General features: G+C 69.3%; 17 protein-coding genes and 4 pseudogenes. 12 read left to right on the top strand and 9 right to left on the bottom strand.

The window, feature by feature from the left end:
* Nucleotides 1-226 precede the first annotated feature (226 nt).
* Nucleotides 227-460: a hypothetical protein gene (locus ACZ6BB_RS37770; protein WP_471619638.1), complete on the bottom strand. Its 234-nt coding sequence runs from the start codon at nt 458-460 to the stop codon at nt 227-229.
* A gap of 721 nt (nt 461-1,181) precedes the next feature.
* Here ACZ6BB_RS37770 and ACZ6BB_RS37765 point away from each other — a divergent pair.
* The 4 genes and pseudogenes from ACZ6BB_RS37765 to ACZ6BB_RS37750 all read left to right on the top strand — a co-directional run bounded on the left by ACZ6BB_RS37765 (nt 1,182) and on the right by ACZ6BB_RS37750 (nt 6,552).
* Entirely contained in the window at nt 1,182-1,580 is a 399-nt protein-coding gene (locus ACZ6BB_RS37765) for a hypothetical protein (protein ID WP_471619637.1), read from the top strand.
* A 499-nt stretch (nt 1,581-2,079) separates the two neighbouring features.
* Nucleotides 2,080-3,531 carry a glycoside hydrolase family 43 protein gene (locus ACZ6BB_RS37760; RefSeq protein ID WP_471619636.1) on the top strand — a complete coding sequence of 484 codons (1,452 nt, stop codon included), beginning with the start codon at nt 2,080-2,082 and terminating at the stop codon, nt 3,529-3,531.
* Nucleotides 3,532-3,671: 140 nt separating this feature from the next.
* Nucleotides 3,672-5,954 (top strand): annotated as a pseudogene (locus ACZ6BB_RS37755) (family 43 glycosylhydrolase); the annotation flags it as partial.
* 106 nt (nt 5,955-6,060) lie between these two features.
* The gene (locus ACZ6BB_RS37750) at nt 6,061-6,552 is read left to right on the top strand and encodes a HEAT repeat domain-containing protein (protein WP_471619635.1); all 492 of its coding nucleotides are present in this window, start codon (nt 6,061-6,063) and stop codon (nt 6,550-6,552) included.
* On the opposite strand, the gene ACZ6BB_RS37745 is transcribed toward ACZ6BB_RS37750, so the two are convergent.
* On the bottom strand, nt 6,525-6,845 hold the full coding sequence (locus ACZ6BB_RS37745) for a thermonuclease family protein (protein ID WP_471619634.1): 321 nt from the start codon (nt 6,843-6,845) through the stop codon (nt 6,525-6,527). The two genes, ACZ6BB_RS37750 and ACZ6BB_RS37745, sit on opposite strands and share 28 nt — an antisense overlap.
* A gap of 233 nt (nt 6,846-7,078) precedes the next feature.
* Between ACZ6BB_RS37745 and ACZ6BB_RS37740 the strand changes: the two genes are divergently transcribed.
* The 7 genes and pseudogenes from ACZ6BB_RS37740 to ACZ6BB_RS37710 all read left to right on the top strand — a co-directional run.
* The gene (locus ACZ6BB_RS37740) at nt 7,079-7,912 is read left to right on the top strand and encodes a hypothetical protein (protein WP_471619633.1); all 834 of its coding nucleotides are present in this window, start codon (nt 7,079-7,081) and stop codon (nt 7,910-7,912) included.
* Nucleotides 7,913-8,055: 143 nt separating this feature from the next.
* Nucleotides 8,056-9,738 (top strand): ribulokinase, encoded by a 1,683-nt coding sequence (gene araB, locus ACZ6BB_RS37735; RefSeq protein ID WP_471619632.1) that lies wholly within the window; start codon nt 8,056-8,058, stop codon nt 9,736-9,738.
* Between the two features lie 64 nt (nt 9,739-9,802).
* Nucleotides 9,803-11,320 (top strand): L-arabinose isomerase, encoded by a 1,518-nt coding sequence (gene araA, locus ACZ6BB_RS37730; protein ID WP_471619631.1) that lies wholly within the window; start codon nt 9,803-9,805, stop codon nt 11,318-11,320.
* A 49-nt stretch (nt 11,321-11,369) separates the two neighbouring features.
* Complete coding sequence (gene araD / locus ACZ6BB_RS37725; protein ID WP_471619630.1) at nt 11,370-12,095, top strand: L-ribulose-5-phosphate 4-epimerase AraD; 726 nt, start codon at nt 11,370-11,372, stop codon at nt 12,093-12,095.
* A gap of 22 nt (nt 12,096-12,117) precedes the next feature.
* On the top strand, nt 12,118-12,618 hold the full coding sequence (locus tag ACZ6BB_RS37720) for a DUF6248 family natural product biosynthesis protein (RefSeq protein ID WP_471619629.1): 501 nt from the start codon (nt 12,118-12,120) through the stop codon (nt 12,616-12,618).
* Nucleotides 12,619-12,977: 359 nt separating this feature from the next.
* Nucleotides 12,978-13,217 carry an ATP-dependent DNA ligase gene (locus ACZ6BB_RS37715; RefSeq protein WP_471619628.1) on the top strand — a complete coding sequence of 80 codons (240 nt, stop codon included), beginning with the start codon at nt 12,978-12,980 and terminating at the stop codon, nt 13,215-13,217.
* Nucleotides 13,218-13,357: 140 nt separating this feature from the next.
* Nucleotides 13,358-14,020, top strand: a pseudogene (locus ACZ6BB_RS37710) (ADP-ribosylglycohydrolase family protein); the annotation flags it as partial.
* A 665-nt stretch (nt 14,021-14,685) separates the two neighbouring features.
* Here the strand turns inward: ACZ6BB_RS37710 and ACZ6BB_RS37705 are convergent.
* The 4 genes and pseudogenes from ACZ6BB_RS37705 to ACZ6BB_RS37690 all read right to left on the bottom strand — a co-directional run.
* Entirely contained in the window at nt 14,686-15,024 is a 339-nt protein-coding gene (locus ACZ6BB_RS37705; protein ID WP_471619627.1) for a hypothetical protein, read from the bottom strand.
* A gap of 416 nt (nt 15,025-15,440) precedes the next feature.
* Nucleotides 15,441-15,731 carry a hypothetical protein gene (locus ACZ6BB_RS37700; protein ID WP_471619626.1) on the bottom strand — a complete coding sequence of 97 codons (291 nt, stop codon included), beginning with the start codon at nt 15,729-15,731 and terminating at the stop codon, nt 15,441-15,443.
* Between the two features lie 250 nt (nt 15,732-15,981).
* The gene (locus ACZ6BB_RS37695; protein ID WP_471619625.1) at nt 15,982-17,088 is read right to left on the bottom strand and encodes a ricin-type beta-trefoil lectin domain protein; all 1,107 of its coding nucleotides are present in this window, start codon (nt 17,086-17,088) and stop codon (nt 15,982-15,984) included.
* A 135-nt stretch (nt 17,089-17,223) separates the two neighbouring features.
* Nucleotides 17,224-17,382 (bottom strand): annotated as a pseudogene (locus ACZ6BB_RS37690) (RICIN domain-containing protein); the annotation flags it as partial.
* Nucleotides 17,383-18,365: 983 nt separating this feature from the next.
* Here ACZ6BB_RS37690 and ACZ6BB_RS37685 point away from each other — a divergent pair.
* Complete coding sequence (locus ACZ6BB_RS37685) at nt 18,366-18,830, top strand: hypothetical protein (protein WP_471619624.1); 465 nt, start codon at nt 18,366-18,368, stop codon at nt 18,828-18,830.
* 68 nt (nt 18,831-18,898) lie between these two features.
* Here ACZ6BB_RS37685 and ACZ6BB_RS37680 read toward each other — a convergent pair whose 3' ends face one another.
* From ACZ6BB_RS37680 to ACZ6BB_RS37670, 3 genes and pseudogenes are all read right to left on the bottom strand, one after another.
* On the bottom strand, nt 18,899-19,435 hold the full coding sequence (locus tag ACZ6BB_RS37680; RefSeq protein WP_471619623.1) for a hypothetical protein: 537 nt from the start codon (nt 19,433-19,435) through the stop codon (nt 18,899-18,901).
* 27 nt (nt 19,436-19,462) lie between these two features.
* The gene (locus tag ACZ6BB_RS37675; RefSeq protein WP_471619622.1) at nt 19,463-19,828 is read right to left on the bottom strand and encodes a hypothetical protein; all 366 of its coding nucleotides are present in this window, start codon (nt 19,826-19,828) and stop codon (nt 19,463-19,465) included.
* Nucleotides 19,829-19,897: 69 nt separating this feature from the next.
* Nucleotides 19,898-19,996 (bottom strand): annotated as a pseudogene (locus ACZ6BB_RS37670) (adenylyl-sulfate kinase); the annotation flags it as partial.
* Nucleotides 19,997-20,059 lie beyond the last annotated feature (63 nt).

Below are 20,059 nucleotides of genomic sequence, written 5' to 3'. Positions count from 1 at the left end.
TGCTCTGCAGCCCGGTTGGGCCGGCGAGCCGAAGTCATGGACAGGGTTGTCCGTTGTCCAGTGCCAACGGCCCGCTGCGAGGTCTCGAACCTCGAAGTCGCCCGCTAGCCAGATGATCTACATCCTGGACACTGCCCCACCACCGACACGAGCAGCAAACCTCGCCCACGGTGCCCCGCCCGCTGCCCCCCCCCTCGAAGGAGACCCAGTGCTGAACCGTCGCTCGTTACTGAGCCTCCGCCATCGAGCGGGCGGCGGCGAGCTCGGCCTGGACGACGTCGTCGGTGTCCGGGTCGTACAGGGCGCCCGGCGCCGTGTCGGCGAGCAGCTGCGCGACGCGCTCCCCCTCCGCGAGCTCCGCCGGGCCGCGCACGTCGTCCGCCAGGTCCTCGTGCCTGGAGTCCTGCCGGGCGTCGAACCGCGCGCCCTCGAGGGCCGCCGCGATGGCGCCGGCGTCCACCCCTTCGCCCGGCGCCGGACGTCGCGGCGGCCGATGCGGGCGGGGGCTTCCGGTAGCTGGTGACAGAAAGGCTCCTGAATGAGGGCTTGTGAGAAGTCCGATGCCTCGCTTGTGACAGCCAGGCTGCTTCGACCGCTCCCATTCACCAGCTCAGCCGGTCCCGATGGTGACAACCTCCTGAGCTTCGGCTCAATCCGGCGGGCCGTCGTACAGCGCTCTGGCGGCGGCCCGCTCCGAATCCGCAGCACGAAGACAAGGCCGATGATGACCACGCCCTGTCCGCCCCGGCGCACTGCGCGCCGTCCGCTCGCCCCGCGCGTCGCGCGCCCCGGGAGCCGGTCGACCGGGGGGTTCTCTGCGGCGATTTCATGAGGTCATGGCCGCTACACGTGTTGGGTCGGCGAGAGTGGTCGAAGCCGCTGACACCGGGAGCGTCTGGTTGCATCAGTGCAGCCAGGAGGACCTTTTCGTGTCGACGGACGTCGATGCGGGCGGGCCAGGTCTGGATCCGCGTGACGGCTGGACGAGACGGTGAGCGGTCTCATGGCGGGCAGGTGGAGACGATGCGTCCTGTTCGGTACATGACCTCGTACAGGAGCCGGTGCTCACGAGCGACCCGCGGCACTTCACCTGGCGTCGGGGCCAAGGGCACGGTCCTGGCCTGCAGTTTCTGACCAGCACCGGCCGTCATCACGGCGCGGAGAGCTTGGCGGAGGGCCGGGTGCTGCTTGCCCTGGACTTCGCCGGCGACGTGGTCGACGTCGTCTCGCAGCCGTTGAAGATCTCTTTCGGGACCTGCGGGAAGCGCCGCTCCCACATCCCTGACCACCTCGCGGTGACCCTCCACGGCGTCTGGCTGATCGACATACGCCCCGAGGCTCTGATCAAAGGGGCGGACCAGGAGTCGTTCGCTGCGGCCACTGAGGTCGGTGTCGCATGCGGCCGGCGCTACGCGGCGGCCGCCCGCCGGCGCGAGCACGCCTTCGCGGGACTGGACGCGAGGGCGTCGCGTCGGAGGCTGAGGTTCGATCCGCCAGGCCGGTGCTGCTCTCCGAGGCCGCCGACGGATGGAGGTTTCGGCGTTACGTGCTTGCAGGCGAGATCTCTGCCCTGTTCGTAGCGCCCTGGCAGTGGTTGTGCAGTCGGCGTACTGACGCGCGGCCCGAGCGCGTGGGGAAGTCTCCGCAGCTCAGGGGGCGTAGCGGAGCAAGTCTCACCGTCATGGGCGGTTGCGCGTGCGACCGCGCGGAAATGGAACTGGCCGGTTTCATTGACGCGCTTCTGACTGAGACCTATCTTCTGATCGAACTTGCGAACAATGTTCGATTTTTCGAACCATGGCCGTCAAAGGGGACAGCCCATGTTACGCACCCGTCTCCGGCGCGCTCCCGAGCCTGGCTCCGGCGGCCCTCTCCGCCGCCTTCGTCACCCGACCCGCCACGGCGGGGTCCCCGGTCGCTGCCATGCTCACGCGGAAACCGCGGCACGTCGGCCGCTGACCAGCGCGACGCGGCGCCCACGTCGCGCGGAGTCGGTCCTGCCCCGACAGTACGGAGGCCGGGCCTCACCCTCGACCTCACTTGCCCCTGATCACGGCACCCCAAAAGACAGGAACGCATATGCCCGCGGTTCTCTCACGGCTGGCGGCGATATTCGTCGCCGCCTGCCTGCTCTTCACCGCCCAAGTCGTTACCACACCTCAGCGGGCCGCCGCCGCCGACCCGGGTTACCTGATGGTGCACTTCACCGGTGAGGGGGCGACCAACCAGCAGATGTACCTCTCGCACAGCACCGACGGCCTGCACTGGAACGACCTCAACGGCGGCGCCATGGTGCTGCGCTCCACGGTCGGCACCAAGGGGGTGCGCGACCCGGCACTCGTGAGGTCCCCCGACGGCAGCAAGTACTGGATCATCGCGACCGACCTGTGCATCAGCTGCGGGCAGGACTGGAACGCCTCCATCAACAACGGCAGCCGCAACCTGGTGGTGTGGGAGTCGACGGACCTGGTCTCCTGGTCGGATCCGTGGCTGCTCAACGTCGCCGGCGCGATCCCCGACGGCCGCAACGCCTGGGCCCCCGAGGCGATCTGGAACCCCGAGACCAACGACTACGTCCTGTACTGGGCGACGAACGTGCCCCTCGACGGAAAGACCAAGCACCGCATCTTCTACGCCCGCACCAGCGACTTCCGCACCATCAGCACCCCGCAGATCTACATCGACCGCCCCGGCGCCCAGGAGATCATCGACACCCAGATCATCGAGCCCCCGGCCGGTGTCGGTGACTACCGCTACGTGCGGGCCTCCGGCGACGGACAGATCACCCTCGAGGGCAGCAACTCCATCCTCGGGACGTGGACCAGGCTGGGCGACCTCTCCGGCATCGGCCTGACCGGCACGGCGGGCACGACCGGCACGCGGGTCGAGGGCCCGATGTGGATGAAGTTCAACGGCACCAACAAGTGGGCTCTCTACCTCGACCAGTACGCCATCAACGGCGGCTACATGCCGGTCGTGACGACCGACCCGTCCGACCCCGCCACCTACCAGAAGCAGGCGGCCGGCAGCTACAACATGGGCGTCACGAAGAAGCGCCACGGCTCCATCCTGCCGCTCACGGCCGCCGAGGAGAGCCGTGTCCTCGCCCGCTGGCCCAGCACCCCGGTCCAGCGCCTGCAGTCGTTCAACTTCCAGGACCGGTACGTGCGCCAGACCAACTTCGACGTGCGCATCGATCCCAACGTGAGCCCCGCCGACGACGCCCAGTTCCGGATGCGGCCGGGCCTCACCGGCACCGGCACCGTCTCCTTCGAGTCGGTCAAGTTCCCCGGCTACTTCCTGCGCCACGCCAACTACGACTTCCAGCTGGTCCGCAACGACGGCACCGCCCAGTTCGCGGCGGACGCCACCTTCCTTAAGGTCGCCGGCCTCGCCGACCCGACCTGGTCGTCCTTCCAGTCCTACAACCACCCCGACCGCTACATCCGCCACTACGCCTACCAGCTCCGCCTCGACCCCATCACCACCGCGACAGGACGCAGCGACGCCACCTTCCGCGTAACGAGCTGACCGACGCCGACAAGGTGGGGGCGCCTGCACGGCGCCCCCACCCACCCATCGCTCCACCAGACCGAAAGGAGCTGTCCGGCATGCCGGATACTTTTCGACCACGCGGCGTGACAGCACAGCGCCGCCCGAGATTCCGGCAGGGCGCTCTGGCCGCCGTGGCGGCCGCCACGCTCATGGTCGGCGTCGTGGGCCCGGCGGTCCCCGCCCAGGCGGCGGAGATCACCGACGGCCTGGCCCTCTGGTACAAACTCGACGCCACCTCCGGCACGGTGGCGGCGGACTCTTCGGGCAACGGCCGGGACGGCACCGTGAACGGCACCGCCGGCTGGTCCGGTTCCGGTGAAGGGCTCACGTTCAACGGGTCCAGCACCTACATCAAGGTGCCGGACAACATCATGAGCGGCATGAACTCGATCACCGTCTCGATGGACGTGCAGATCGACGCCGCCCAGGCCACGCCGTACTTCCTCTACGGCTTCGGCAACTCCGCCAACGGAGCGGGCAACGGGTACCTGTTCAGCACCGGCAACACGTTCCGGACCGCCATCGCCTCCGGGGCCTTTTCGACCGAGCAGAACACCCGAACCACCAGCGACCTGCCGCGCTCCGTCTGGAAGCACGTCACCTACACGCAGACCGGCACCACAGGCGTCCTGTACCAGGACGGTGTGGAGGTGGCCCGCAACACGTCGGTCACCACCACCCCCGGTTCCATCGGATCCGGCACCACCACGGCCAACTACATCGGCAAGTCCCTCTACAGCGGTGACAAACTCTTCAAGGGCAAGATGCGGGACTTCAGGGTCTACAACCGCGCGCTGGCGCCCGGCGAGGTCCTCGAGATCAGCGGCAACACCACGCACATCGCCGCGGCCACCCATCCCTCGCTGAAGATCGATGCCCTCATCGACGACGCCCGCAGCAAGATCACGCTGCCGGTGAAGGAGGGCACTGACCTCACCGCGCTCGCCCCGCAGTTCACCCTCGCCCAGGGCGCGTCCATCAGCCCGGCCTCCGGCACCCCGCGCGACTTCACCCAGCCGGTGACGTACGAGGTGACGGGCTCCGACGGGACGAAGCGGACCTGGACGGTGGAGGCGCTGGTCATGAGGAGCCCGGTTCTGCCGGGGCTCACCGCCGACCCGAACATCGTCCGCTTCGGCGACACGTACTACATCTACCCGACCACCGACGGCTTCGCGAACTGGAGCGCTACGCAGTTCAAGGCGTACTCCTCAAAGGACCTGGTCCACTGGACGGACCACGGCGTCATCCTCGACCTGGGTCCTGACATCAGCTGGACCAACAGCCGTGCCTGGGCCCCGGCGATGACCGCGAAGAACGGCAAGTACTACTTCTACTACTCCGCCGACGGGAACATCGGTGTCGCGGTCTCCGACTCGCCCACCGGACCGTTCAAGGACCCCCTGGGCAAGCCCCTGATCGCCCGCGGCGCCTACTCCGGCCAGACGATCGACCCGGCCGTCTTCACCGACGACAATGGCCAGTCGTACCTGTACTGGGGCAACGGCCAGGCGTACGTCGTCCCCCTGAACGACGACATGGTCTCCTTCGACGCCTCCAAGGTCACCAACATCACCCCCAGCGGCTACCGCGAGGGCTCCTTCGTCATCAATCGCAAGGGCACCTACTACTTCATGTGGTCGGAGAACGACACCCGCGACGAGAACTACCGCGTCGCCTACGCCACCGGCTCCTCCCCCACCGGCCCGTGGACCAAGCGCGGCGTGATCCTGGAGAAGGACCTCTCCCTCGGCATCAAGGGCCCCGGCCACCACTCCGTGGTGCAGGTACCGGGCACCGACGACTGGTACATCGCCTACCACCGCTTCGCCATCCCCGGCGGAGACGGCACCCACCGCGAAACCACCATCGACAAGCTGGAGTTCGACTCCGACGGCCTGATCAAGAAGGTCGTCCCCACCCTGGAGAGCATCGACCCGGTCACCGCCGGCACCACCCTGCCGACGGACACCACCCGCTCGCTCCAGTCCGTCAACTTCCCCGGCCGCTACGCCGCCGTACGCTCCGACAGCCTCGGCTACCTCGACCCGGTGACGTCCTCCAGCACCACGGCGGTCAAACAGAGCGCCACCTTCACCATCGTCCCCGGTCTGGCCGACGGCAGCTGCTACTCGTTCCGTGACGCGTCCGGCCGCTACCTGCGCCACAAGGACCTCCGGATCCGCTTCGACGCGCCGGGCGGCACGGCGCTCTTCAACAAGGACGCCACCTACTGCGCCCGCCCCGGTTCGACCGCCGGCTCGGTCTCCCTGGAGTCGTACAACTACCCCGGCCGCTACCTCCGCCACTACAACTACGAGCTGCGCATCGACCCCTTCCAGGACAACGCCACCTTCCGCGCCGACAGTTCCTTCACGGCGGTCAATCCCTGGGCCTGACCGCATTCCCTCACCCCGCCGGCTGCCCCGCACGGCTTTACCGTGCGGGCAGCCCGTGCTTCGGCTCATGGGCTGAGCCGAAGCACGATTGGAGCAGGAACTGATCATGGGCCTGGCGGTCGGACTGGGTGATGGTCCGACGCGCACGCTCGACGAGGTGCTCGCCCACTTCGGCGAGTCCGGCGGCGAGGCCCTGGCGCTGAGGCTGCTCCGGGACGCCATGGAGCGCCAGGACGCCGACGACGTCGAGATGGCGCTGATCCTCCATGCCGCGGCCGGCGCCTCGGTCGAGGAGTTCCTGGAGGCGTTGACCGAGTTGTTCCCCGCCGACTGGCACAGGGACCACGAGGACATCGTCAGGATGCTGGGCCGCCTCCGCTCGCCCCGTACGGTGCCGACGCTGGCCCTGGCGACCCACTGGGTTCCCGAGCACCTGGACTGGGACGAGAACCGGGCGCTCGCGGTGAAGGCGATCTGGGCTCTCGGCGCCATTCCCGGCCCGGAGGCCCGGGACGCTCTCGAAGGCTTGCGCGACGACGAGAACAAGACCATCCGCGAGAACGCGCTGAATCAACTCGCACGCCGCGGCGAACTCTGACCGCGGAGTCGTAGCCGCCGCTCCGTCGGAGCGATGGAGGTTTCCGGCTGCTCGGGGCAGGCGGTCCACAGGCCGGCTCCCGCCTGCCGGGCGGCGTCCCCGGCGTCAGAGATCCTGGGCCAGTACTTGTCGTTGGGCGGGAAGAGGACCGCCTCGGCGTGACCGCTGCGGACAAGGGACTGGTTGACAAAGGTGCCCTGCTCGTTCCACACGTACAGCAGGTACCGGTCATAGCGGTCGGTGAGGTCGACGTCCCGTTCGGCGCGGACGCGGCTGCCCGGCCGCAGGAGCATGGTCGTGCGGGCAGTGGCGTCGTCGGCGAAACAGGCACCACGCTCCGAGTGTCGATCTCCAGAAGCCGCACCCGGGCCACGGTGTCCTTCGGCGGGACCTCACCGTCGCCGCGCACCTCGAGGGTGTCACCGTCGATCGTAACGGCACCGCGGGCTGGTCGGGCAACGGTGAGGGGCTCACGTTCAACGGGTCCGGCACCTGCATCAAGGTGCCGGACAACATCATGAGCGGCATGGGCTCGATCACCGTCTCGATGGACTTGCAGCTCGACGCCGCCCAGGCCACGCCGGCGGCGAGAACGGGCCCAGGACGACTCGGAACTGAACTGGCCAGTTCCATTGACATGCTCTTGGCTGAAACCTATCTTTCGATCGTAGTTCGCAGTTCGCAATACCGCACGTCGTTCGAAATATCGGACTGCGACCGTCGAAGGGGACAGCACGTGTTCCGCACCCGCCACTGGTCCACCGTTCCACGCTCCGGCGAAGCCTCCGGCAGGAGACCGGCGACATCTACGGCTGTCGGCCCGCTCTTCACATCCCAGACCCTCGCTCCCCGAGGCGCCGGTGCCCTGGTCCTGGACTCCGGTGACAACGCCGCCTTCGACGTGTTCGCTCCGGCCGACGGCTACTGCACCGTGCACGCCGACTACGCATCCACCGCGAGCAGCACGCTCAGCCTGGACGGCGACACTGCCGCGACGCCGGCCTCCACCAGCGGCAGCCTGACGGACAAGACCCTGAAGCTGCACCTGCCGGCGGGTAACAACCGCATCACCGCCGCCGGCCCGTCTAGCGACAGCCTCACCCTGCGCGACCTGCGTGTCACCAGCAGCGTCGACACCACGGGCGCCACGACCTACCAGGCCGAGGCCGCCACCCGCGCCGGAGCCGCGGCTGTCACCAACAACACCTGGGCCTCCCGGCGGCAAGTACGTCGGCAGCATCGGCAACGGCTCGGGCGACACCCGCGCCTTCCAGGTGCACGCCCCTGCGGCCGGGCGCTACGTGATGAACGTGCACTACGCCAACAACCAGGTCTCCGGGTCCGGCAACTACAACATTGAGCGACTCCTCCACCTTCGCACCCGACATCGACAAGGTGACCGTCGCGCCGCTCAACGGCCGGCTTCCCGGCTTCCCAGATCTCACTTTTTCGCCTTGTCCATACACTCGAACGACGTACGAAATATCGAACAGAAGGGAGCAGATGGTGAACGCTGAACACGCAGAACAGCCGCAGTCCGACACCTACGTCATCGGAGTCGACTACGGGACGCTGTCCGGACGGGCCGTCGTGGTTCGCGTGTCCGACGGCACCGAACTCGCCTCCGCCGACCACCCCTACACCCACGCCGTCCTCGACCGGGAGCTGCCCGACGGGACCCCGCTGCCGCCCGACTGGGCCCTGCAGGTGCCCTCTGACTACATCGACGTCCTGCGTACCGCCGTACCGGAGGCGCTGGCCCAGGCCGGTGTGCGGCCGGAGCAGGTCATCGGGATCGGTACGGACTTCACCGCCTGCACGATGCTGCCGGTGCTCACCGACGGCACCCCGCTGTGCGAACTGCCGCACCTCACCGGCCGCCCGCACGCCTACGTCAAGCTGTGGCGCCACCACGCGGCCCAGGCCCAGGCCGACCGGATCACCGACCTGGCCGCAGAGCGCAAGGAGCCGTGGCTGAAGCGGTACGGCGGGAAGATCTCCTCGGAGTGGGAGTTCGCCAAGGCACTGCAACTGCTGGAGGAGGACCAGGAGCTCTACGAGCTGACCGACCGCTGGATCGAGGCCGCCGACTGGATCGTGTGGCGGCTGTCCGGCACCTACGTGCGCAACGCCTGCACCGCCGGTTACAAGGGCCAGTACCAGGACGGCGCCTACCCTTCCCCCGAGTACCTCGCCGGGCTCAATCCCGGCTTCGCCGACTTCGTGACCACCAAGCTGGACCACCCCATCGGTCAACTGGGCGATTTGGCGGGCACGTTGACGGCCGAGGCCGCCGCGTGGACGGGTCTTCCCGAAGGCATCGCGGTCTGCGTCGGCAACGTCGACGCCCATGTGACGGCGCCCGCCGCCACGGCCGTCGAACCGGGCCGGATGGTGGCCATCATGGGCACCTCGACCTGCCACGTCATGAGCTCCGACCAGTGGGCCGAGGTCCCGGGCATGTGCGGCGTCGTCGACGGCGGCATCCTGCCCGGCCTGTGGGGCTACGAGGCCGGGCAGAGCGGCGTCGGCGACATCTTCGGCTGGTTCATCCGCACCGGCTTCCCCGAGTCGTACGCCAAGGAGGCCGCCGCGCTCGGACGGAACGCACACGAACACCTGACGGCACTCGCGGCCGAACAGGAGATCGGCCAGCACGGACTGATCGCTCTGGACTGGCAGAGCGGCAACCGCAGCGTCCTGGTCGACCACGACCTCAGCGGAGTCCTGGTGGGCCTGACCCTGTCCACCCTCCCGGAGGACGTCTACCGGGCGCTGCTGGAAGCCACCGCCTTCGGCACCCGCACCATCATCGAGACATTCGAGACCGCGGGCGTGCCCGTCCACGAACTGATCATCGCGGGCGGCCTGACGAAGAACGCGCTGCTCATGCAGATCTACGCCGACGTCACCCGCCGACCCCTCGGCGTGATCGACTCTGCCCAGGGACCCGCTCTCGGCTCGGCGATGCACGCGGCGGTCGCGGCGGGGGCGTACCCGGACATCCGGGCCGCCGCCCGGGCCATGGGCAAGGCGCGTGCGGGCGTCTACCAGCCCGACCCGGAGCGGGCCGCGGCCTACGACCGGCTGTTCGCCGAATACCAGCTCCTGCACGACTACTTCGGGCGCGGCGCCAACGAGGTCATGCACCGACTGCGCCGGATCCGCGCCGAGGCGCCCGCCTGAGCGACTCCCTGTACCCGACGGCCCTCGCCTCATCGGTGGTCGTCACCCTGAAAGGAAAACCCTCTTGAACACCAGCACCACCCCCTACCTCGAGCACGAGATCTGGTTCCTCACCGGAAGCCAGGGCCTGTACGGCGACGACGTCCTGCGTCAGGTGGCCGACCAGTCCCGGAGCATCTCCGAGACCCTCGGCCGCCCCGGCAAGCTGCCGGTCAGGATCGTGTGGAAACCGGTCCTCACCAACGCCGAGTCGATCCGGCGGATCTGCCAGGAGGCGAGCGCCTCCGACACCTGCGTGGGCGTGATCGCGTGGATGCACACCTTCTCACCCGCCAAGATGTGGATCGGCGGACTCAGCGTCCTGGACCGGCCGCTGCTGCACCTGCACACCCAGTACAACCTGTCGCTGCCCTGGCCGAGCATCGACATGGACTTCATGAACCTCAACCAGGCCGCCCACGGCGACCGCGAGTTCGGCCACATCGAGTCCCGTGTGGGCATCGACCGCAAGATCGTCGCCGGGCACGCCACCGACCCAAGAGTCATCCGACGCGTCTCGGCCTGGGCCCGCGCCGCCGTCGGCCGCCACACCTCGCGCAGCCTGCGCCTCGCCCGCTTCGGCGACAACATGCGCGATGTCGCCGTCACCGAAGGCGACAAGGTGGAGGCCCAGCTGCGGTTCGGCTTCTCCGTGAACACCTACGCCGTCAATGATCTCGTCGCCGTCGTGGACGCGGTCGAGGACAAGGTGGCGGCCGAACTCGCGGAGGAGTACGTCGAGTCGTACGACGTGGTCGCGGCGCTGCGCCCCGGCGGCATCCGCCACGACTCCCTGCTCTACGCGGCCCGTATCGAGGCCGGCCTGCGGACCTTCCTCTCCGAGGGCGGCTTCACCGCCTTCACCACGAACTTCGAGGACCTCGGCGGCCTGCGCCAACTGCCCGGCCTCGCTGTCCAGCGGCTGATGGCCGACGGCTACGGCTTCGGCGGCGAGGGCGACTGGAAGACCTCCGCCCTGCTGCGCACGATGAAGGTCATGGGCGCCGGGCTGCCCGGCGGCACCTCCTTCATGGAGGACTACACCTACCACCTCGGCCCCGGCACCCCACGCGTCCTCGGCGCCCACATGCTGGAGGTCTGCCCCTCCATCGCATCCGCCCGCCCCCGCTGCGAGATCCATCCCCTCTCCATCGGCGGCCGCGAGGACCCCGTCCGTCTGGTCTTCGACGCGGCGCCCGGAAAAGCGGTCGTCGTCGGCCTCTCCGACCTCGGCGACCGGTTCCGGCTGACCGCCAACGCCGTGGATGTCATCAGCCCCAGCGAGCCGCTGCACCGCCTGCCGGTGGCCCGCGCCGTGTGGAAGCCCCGCCCCTCTCTCGCGGAGTCCGCCGAGAGCTGGCTTCTCGCCGGCGCCCCGCACCACACCGTGCTCAGCTCGGCCGTCGGCATCGAGACACTCACCGACTACGCCGCCATGACCGGCGTCGAGCTGCTCACCATCGACGAGACCACCAGCATCGAGCAGTTCGCCAAGGAAGTCCGCTGGAACGCCGCCTACCACCGCCTCGCCCAAGCCCTGTGACAGCGGTGCAGCCCAAGAACCGGATCCGTATCCAAGGAGACGACGACCGATGACCGTACGAGTCCGCGACGGCCTGCGCCAAGAGGTGCTGAACGCGAACCTGGCCATCCCTCAGGTCGGCCTGGCGACGCTGACCTGGGGCAATGTGAGCGGCGTCGACCGTGAGGCAGGCGTCTTCGTCATCAAGCCCTCCGGCGTGCCCTACGACGATCTCGCCCTCGACCACCTGGTGACCGTCCGCCTCTCCGACGGCGAGGTGGTCGACGGAGACCTGCGCCCCTCCACCGACACCGAGACCCACCGCTGCCTCTACCTGGCTTTCCCCTCCATCGGCGGCGTCACCCACACCCACTCCACCCACGCCGTCGCCTTCGCCCAGGCCCGCCTGGAGATACCGGTGCTGGGGACCACCCACGCCGACACCTTCAACGGCCCCATCCCCTGCACCCCCGACCTCACCGCCGAGCAGTGCGCGAAGGACTACGAGTACAACACCGGCCGCGTGATCGTGGACATGCTCAAGGAGGACGACCAGAAGGCCGTGGAGGTACCTGCGGCCATGGTCGCGGGCCACGGCCCGTTCACCTGGGGCGCCACCGCCCGCAAGTCCCTCGAACACGCCATCATCTGCGAGGCCGTCGCCGACATCGCCCTCCACACCCTGGCCCTGTCTCCGACCGCCCCGCCGCCCCCGCACCTCCTCAACCGCCACTACACCCGCAAACACGGCCCCGACGCCTACTACGGCAACCCCACTCCCGCACCGGCCGGATGAGCGCAGCGGCCGTCCCCGACCGGTGCGTCAGCGCCGACGGCCCCCGCAAGGGTTCGTCGTCGCCGTCATCCGGTACGGACCGGGCCAGCGGCCCTGCCGGTGGCTCTGCCCCTGCCGTCACCCGGCGGACGTCGAAGAGACCACCGACACGGACAAAGCCGAGAAGCCCCATGCCACCCAGCACGCCATCCCCGCACACCGGCCTGCAGCCGACCCGGAGGAAAAGCTCACCCTCTTCGCGAGCGGCCCGCAGGGGCGCGGGGACATGGAGGCACCATGGGGTCCCCGGTACAGGAGACCCTGCCGTTCGAGGACCTGCCGGAGGTACCGACCGCGTCGCCCTGGTGCCAGCGGTGGCGCGAACGGAGGCACTCGCGGGCGCATGTCCGGGACGGAGGTTTCGACGCCCGCCGCTACACCGTGGAGGCCCGCAACGGCCATGGTGCTCACATGCACCACACGGCTCTGCGTCGTCGTGGCGGCCGCCCGCACCGGTCGGCCGGGGGCTGCGGCGTGCTCGTGACGGCCCCGGCGCACCGTGGAGGATTCCGACCCTGAGCGCTTCCACCCATGCGGCCTCCGTCCATCATGCGCGGAGGCGTCGATGTAGCGCATCGACGCCTCCGCTCTGCTCCGCCAGCCCGACGCCCCCGCCCACTGCACGACCGCGCGGGTGAGGCACTGCGTTGCCTCCTTGCCGGTCAGGCCGGTGAAGGAGAAGCGGGTCTCGGACAGGTACGCGTGTAACGCGGCGGCGAGGATCTCGGATTCGCCTTCCACCGTCGAATCGAGGGCCATCCGCTGATTCTCGTCCTGGGCACTACAACGGCCGGGGCACAGGTCGGCGTGAAGATGCACGGCTCACGCGGAAGGCATCTGCGCATGACGTGGTCCTTGGCCGAGCCGATGCTGACCGTGGCCGTGGACAACCCCGCTCTGCCCGCCGGGTGCGCCGCGGAACCGAAGTGGGACGGCTTCCGCGCCCAGCTCGCCGTGCACGCGGGCGGGCGGGTGGAGCTGCGCTCGAGGCAGGGAACGGAGATGACGGCCTCGTTCCCGGAGATCCGGGCGGCGGCCCTCGCGCAGTTGCCGCCGGACACCGGACCCGATGGCGTTACATGACCTGTACGGGTGTCTCAGACCCAAGGAGTCTCAGGCGGCGCACCTCCGTGGACGAGACGCGTTCGCCGCCGATGGTTCGGAGAGCCGAGGAAGGAATCAGGGCCGCGCGGCCGTCGGCGCGGCACGGATAATCTGCGCGAATGAAGCGGATTCAGCGGGCCGCCGGCGTGGTCATCGGCTCAGCGGTGGGCGACGCCCTGGGCGGCCCCTTCGAGTTCGGTCTCCCGGGAGCGTTCTCCGCGCGGTTCCCCGCGCCTGGTGCCGGTGGCGAGATGTGCGGAGGCGGTGGCTGGAACCCCGGCGAGGCCACTGACGACACGCAGATGGCCGTCCTGGTCGCGGAGTCGCTGCTGGAGCGGGGCGGACTGGATCTGCCGGACATCTTCGCCCGCTTCCAGCGGTGGGCAGCATCAGAAGCGAAGGACATCGGCCTGCAGACCGAAGACGTCCTGACCAACGGCATGCCCTGGGACCTCGCCGCCGCGATCCATTTCCAGGTCAACCAACGAGCAGCGGGAAACGGCTCCTTGATGCGGGCGTCGACCTCCGCAGTCCACTTCGCGGCCGCCGGCCAAGAAGCCACCATGGACGCGGCCCGCCGCATCGCCGCCCTCACCCACGGGGACCGCGCGGCCTGGGAAGGCACCGCCATCTTCCACGAACTTGTCCGCGTCACGTTCGAGGACACCGACCCCCTCACCGCGCTCCCGGACATCCTGGCCCTCGTCCACACCGACCACCGCAGCCGCTACGCCACCGTCCTCGCGCCCGACTGGCACCCCGATCAGGCAACCGAGTTCAATGCGTGTTTCTGATCCCCACGTGCCGAGTGATTTCGGGCTTACGCTGGCGTGGTGTCCGAAGGCGCCGGGCGGGTCAGGGAGAGGGTCTGCCGGGGCTGCGGGGAACGGCTGAGGCCGGAGCCCGGCCCGGGGCAGTTTTCTGTTTGCCGGCTTGTCGTTCCCGGCAGTGGCGGCGAGAACAGCGCCTGCGTAGGCGCCTGGCAGCTGTCCGGGGCGGTGCCGGCGAGGCGGATTACCCGGAGTGCGGAGCCCGGGGGATGTTCGTGATCGACCGCCGCTCGGACGCCTTGTACTGCTCGCCGCGGTGTCGTACGAGGGCCTGGCGCAGGAGACGGTCGGCGTTCGCGTAGGCGTCACAGCGACGTCTACGCGAACGCCTCGGGCCGCCTTCTGTGATTGCTCGTCAACTACCTCGCGGTAAGGCTTGTTTAGCCGGAATCAGAGGGTTCAGACTGGCGCCACTTCACATGCCGGTGTCACCGTCGGCGTCAGCCGCCCCCGGCATGCAGGGGTGGTGATCGCCATGCCCAGCACGATCGGGTCGGTCAGCCAGACCTGCTACGAGCAGATCGTCGCCGAACTGCGTGAAGTCGTAGAACAGCAGAGCCGCGGCTCCTTCACGACCGGTGACCGCGTCCTCGACGATCCCGATACAGCTGATGTGATCAAGCCTCCAACAGGGTTCTCGCGCGCTCAGCGAGCAACGGCATCAAGCGCGCTCGCCAAGTGTCGAGACAGATCATTCCGCTGGACATGCCTCCGTGGGCGTAGTCCTCCCGGTACACGGACGACCGCACATCCCTGTCGAGGTCCAGACCCACGAGCGCGCTGAATGCCGTGCCCAGGCGGCGGACCGCTTCGTCGACCGATGCCGGGACGTCAACATCAGACAGGTGGTCACGAAGGGCCCGCCAGAGGTGGGGGTCGCCACGCAGACCCCACCTTTCCGGTTCGGGATCGAAGAGGGCGGCCATCTTCATGGCCCCTGCGTCGTCGTCTGCCATGGCGGCAGTCTCGCAGATGAGCGCCCCTGACCAGCCTCGGGGAGGTCACCGGTGCTCGGCCCACACCGTTCGTCAGTCAATGCCGCAAGGGAGCGGGCATGGGCGCCGCCGGCTCAGTGAGAGAAGTTCTGCGTGGGAGGCGCGCGCCTGGGTCGTAGTGCTGACACAGCCTCAATTCCCGTGGCAGGGTGCAGTGATCGGGAAACGGCAGACGCAGTGGCTTTTCGTGGAAGCACGGAAGTGGGACGCACTGGTCGGCGTGGCGAAGAGCGCGTACTCGTCAGGGCTGGGCGAGGGCGCGGTCCCGCGCCCGCTCATCATGCCGCTGGTGCGCGGCGAACTGGTCGGAACGACCTGGGCCCGCCCCTTCAAGGTCGGTCAGGACGCGCTCACCGGGATCGCGGAACTCGCGAACATCACCGCGGCCGCCAGGCGCGGACGAGGTGGTGCTGGTCTGGGAGACCCACGACGTCGCCACTGCCTGCGAGCTGCCGGTCGTCGGCCCGGCACCGTGCCTGAACATGGTGCTCGCCACGCGCGACGGGCACGTCGTGCACCAGTTCCCCTACAGTGAGCAGCTCTTGTCCCGCGGTCCCGAAGGCCGGGCGGCGGTCGCCCCCCGACTGGGGCCGGACCGCGCCGCAGCCGGGCGGGGAGCTGGTGCCGCCGATCCGGGCCGCAGCGGACTTCTCCTTCGTCCCGCTCAAGCTGGCCCCCTCCCCGTTCGGCGTCACCGTCGTGCTGACGGCGACGAGGCCGGGTGCTCTGGGGCAACGGCCGCCGGGTGGTGACGCGCGGTGTTCCTCCTGGCTCCCCTGCAGCAGAGCTGAGAACCGCGAAGCGGCCCGCCGGACCAGTGTTCCTGGTGCGGCGGGCCGTTCTCTGTTCGGGTGGCCGGCCCTGGGTCGGCCTCACGCGAGGAGAGCCCGGAAGGGGTTCAGACCCCGGGAGTGGGGGTCATCCGGTGGCGAGGGTGGTCCACTTCTGGTTGGAGCCGCCGTTGCAGTCCCACAGCACCAGCTGTGTGCCGTTGGTCGCGGAGGCGCCCGGAACGTCGAGGCAGCGGCCGGAGGCGGGGTTGCGGTAGCCGCCGTTGTGGGGCTGCCAGACCTGGTTGGCACCGCCGTGGCATGCCCAGATCTGCACCTTGGTGCCGTTGGCGGTGCTCCCGCCGGCGGCGTCGAGGCATTTACCCATGGAGCGCAGGGTGCCGTCGGTGTAGGCGGACCAGTACTGGTTGGCGCTGTCGCCGCAGTTCCACGTCTGGACGGCGGTCCCGTCGGCGGTGCCGGCGCCGTTGACGTCCATGCACTTGCCGGCGATGCCGGACTGCACCCGTGCGGGTGCGGGGGCGGGGTTCCTCAGCCACCCTGCGCTGTCTGCGGCCTGAACGCCGCGGTGGAAGGCATCGGCCATCTTCTGGTAGCCCGCGTCGTTGGGATGCAGGGTGTCGGCCAGGTCGGCCGTGGTCAGGCCGCTCATGTCCACGTAGGCGACGCGCTTGCCTGCGGACTGTGCGTCCCTCACGATCTGCGGGATCGCCTGGTTGTACGCGCCCCGGTACTGCTCCTCCGAGCCGCTGGTGGACACGACCAGGGAGGCCACCAGGACGGTCGCGTCGGGGGCGGCGACGGTGACCTGGTCGACCAGCGACCTCAGCCGGGCGGTGGCGGTGGCGACCTGGTAGCTCTCGTTGAGATCGTTGGTGCCGATGTGCAGCGTCACGACGTTGGGCCGGTAACGGGTCAGGGAGGCGTCGGTGAGTGCGGCGACCTGGTGGATCTTGTATCCGGAGTGGCCCTCGTTGTCGGGGTCGGACATCGGGCCGCTCCGTCCCGTGCCCACGAAGTCCAGCGGATGTCCGTCCGCCGCAAGCCTGTTCCACAACGGCGCGCGGTAGCCGTTGCCGGTGCTGCTGCCCACGCCCCAGGTGATCGAGTCACCCAACGGCATGACCCGCAAAGGGGTGTCGGAGGCGGCGGAGGCAGGGGCCGCACCCGCCGCCGTCACCCCGAGCACGGCGGCGACAAGCGTGACCAGGGGGAAAATCCAGGGCTTTCTCATACAGGCGTCCTCTTCTGCGAGTGATGGTGAATCAGCGGGTGGGGGATAGCCGTTGGTGCCGGCCACTCGGCACCTGTTTTGCTACCGATCTGGGCCGGACAGCTCAGCTCCGTCCTCACTGGGCGTCCCGGCGGCTCACAGCGCGAGGATCTGCCAGTCCTGGTTGGAGCCGCCGGTGGAGGGCCACCGGGTGACCTTGGCACCGTCCGCGGGGAGGCGTCCTTGACGTCGGCGCACCACGTTGCGGACGTTGACGAACTGGTAGTAGCCATTGGTCGAAGGCACCAGCCTCCACGGCTGGTTGTCGCCGCCGTCGCCGGTTCACTGGTTGAGTCCGTCGCCCTGGCCGGAACCGCCCGGGCTCTACCGGTTCGCTCCAGGGCCACTGGATGACCGCGCCGCCGCCGGCGGTCCAGGCGCCATTGACGTCCGTCACCTTGCCGCTCTCGCGGGTTCACCAGCACGGACGGTCCCGGCGTCCGCGCTGAAGGGACGGTCGTGGACCCCGAAGTCGCGGATCGAGGCCCGGACGCCGGAGGGCAGCCCGCTGACCGTCACCCGTGAGCAGCGTGCCTGAGCGCGGGGGCGAAACGGCTGCGGCAACCGTCATGGCGGCCACGCCGGGCAGCACGCCGCGGCGACTGATCGGTCCGACAACGTTCCTCTCCTGACTCTTCCCAGAACAACACGGACGGTGTGAGCTTCTGGTTCGGAGCAACGTGTGGAGGGCCGTCGCGGTAGTGGACCGCATACCAGCGCATACACGGGTGCATCGGATGCATTGGGGGGCCTTAGCGATACCTACCGGTCACCGCGTCGCCCGCAAGGGCAGCGAGTCCTCGGCGAGGCACAGCACGAAAACGCCCGTTGGTACAGCCCTCGTCCCAGCGTTCGTCCGGGTAGGGCTTGTACTCGTCGAGGACGGAGGTCCGGTTGTGCTGCCACCGGGGACCAGGACGCGAAGGCACTGGCGGTGGCGGGCGACAGCCCGCTCAGCAGCCTCCCCGAGGTTGTGCCACAAATGCCGACGGTCGGCGACTTGCGTCGCCTGGGGTGCCCCGGCTGTGGCGGCGTCACCGCCCCGCTGCATGGCGCGGCCATCCGCGCGTGGCGCGCGGACGACCGTACGAGGGTACGGGCGTCCGTGCGCCGCGCGCGTCACGTTCCTGTCTGCGTTGTTGATCGAGGAGGTCGAGCGGCGACCGGACCAGGTGGTGCGGAGAACGCGGGTGCGGGCGGTGACTGGTTTCTGTCGGTGCGGTCAGAGCTCGGCCCGTGTGCACGGCCAGTACGTACGCAGGCTGCGTGATGGCGCCGTGGGCGGGCTCGGTGTCGCGGGCGAGTCATGCGTGCGCCGCTTCCGCTGCGAGAACCCTGCCTGCACGGCGGTGACGTTCGCCGAGCAGGTCTCGGGACTGACCATTCCGCACAGTCGGCATACCCCGCTGCTGCGCGAGGTGTTGACGCGGATCGGGCTGGCCCTGGCCGGCCGGGCAGGAGCCCGACTGGCGTCCGTGGTCGGCCTCACCATGGGTAAGGACACGCTGTTGCGGCTGGTCAGGGCTCTGCCCGAGCCGGAGATCGCCAAGGTGGAGATCCTCGGCGTCGACGACTTCGCCTTCCGCAAGGGCCACCACTACGGCACGGTGTTGATCGACATGGCCACCACCGGCCGCTGCACCTCTACGACGGCCGCGAAGGCGAGGACCTGGCTGTCTGGCTCCGCGATCACTCAGAGGTGAAGGTCATTTGCCGGGTTCCAGCGGTTACGCGGAGGGCGCTCGGGTCGGGGCTCCGCAGGCCGAACAGGTCACGGATCGCTACCACCTGTGGGCCAACCTCGGCCAGGCGTCGAGAAGACGGTCAACGCCCATCGCTCCCACCTGGCCGAACTACCTCCCGGCTCCGCCTCCGGCCCGACCATGCGGAGGTGGAGCCCGAGGTGGTCCAGCCACCGAAAGACCTTTTGGGAAGCAGCCTGGAACAGGGCAGTCAAACAGCCCCGCCCCACTACCGCATCCGCCCCGACCCGACCCGACCCGATGTACTGTCGCCCGTCGCCGGCCGGGCTGCCCAGGACGGGGAAGGCGGCGCGGACGCGGGCGGCGACGTCCTCCTGGAGCAGCGAGTAGGCGTAGAGAGTGGCGGGGTCGAACCCCTCCGGAGCGCGGCCCCATCCTTCCCAGTCCAGCAGGCACAGCGGTTCGGTGAGGTTCGCCCAGTGGACATCCGCATGGGCTGTGGTCCAGCGGGAGACGGCCGGGGCAGGGATGCCGACGAACTCGGTGATGGCCCGCTCCATGTACTGCTGCCGTACGGCGAGGCGGCCGGTGTCGACGGCCGCCACCTTCTCCAGCGTCCCGGCGAGGTCGTTTCACCAGGCGTCCGGCAGCTGGGCCTCGTGCTGAGGGATCGGGTCTTCGGACAGGACCGGGTCATCGACGCGGACCGACAGCTCCGCCCGGTAGGCGATGCCGTCGTCGACGGCGTCGTGGACGGCCAGGAGGGCGGGCCGGTGGCCGTCGAGGTCGCCGAAGGCGTGCTGGGCATCGAGGGCGCCGTCCCACAACCTCCCCGACGCCTTGTCCTCCGGCGCGGAAACCAGGCGCAGCCAGGCGGGCACGCCCGTAGCGGTGCGGGCCGGGGCACCCAGGGTGCGCCCGGCCCAACCCCAGAACTCCGCGCCCGACTCCACCTGGACGTCCAGGGCCTTCGCGGTGTGCGTGTGGTGGGCGCGCATGCGCTGTTCGGTGTCCGGGTCAGGGGGAGGCGAGTACACCAGTGAGGTTCTTCAGCGTTGCCGCTCCGGGGAGCGAGGCAGCCGCTCGGCCAGCAGCTGGGCGATGGTGGACTTCCCGGACGCCATAACGCCCGTGACGAGCACGACCGCGGAACTGAGCTCCTGCACCGTTGGCCCCCGTCGTGGCGCACGTGAGTCGGAACTGCCGTGAAGCCCCTGATAGGACAGGTC

The organism is Streptomyces sp. NPDC041108 (assembly GCF_055592645.1).
Note: the sequence above shows the minus strand (reverse complement) of the source record. Positions and strands in the feature narration are given on the sequence as shown.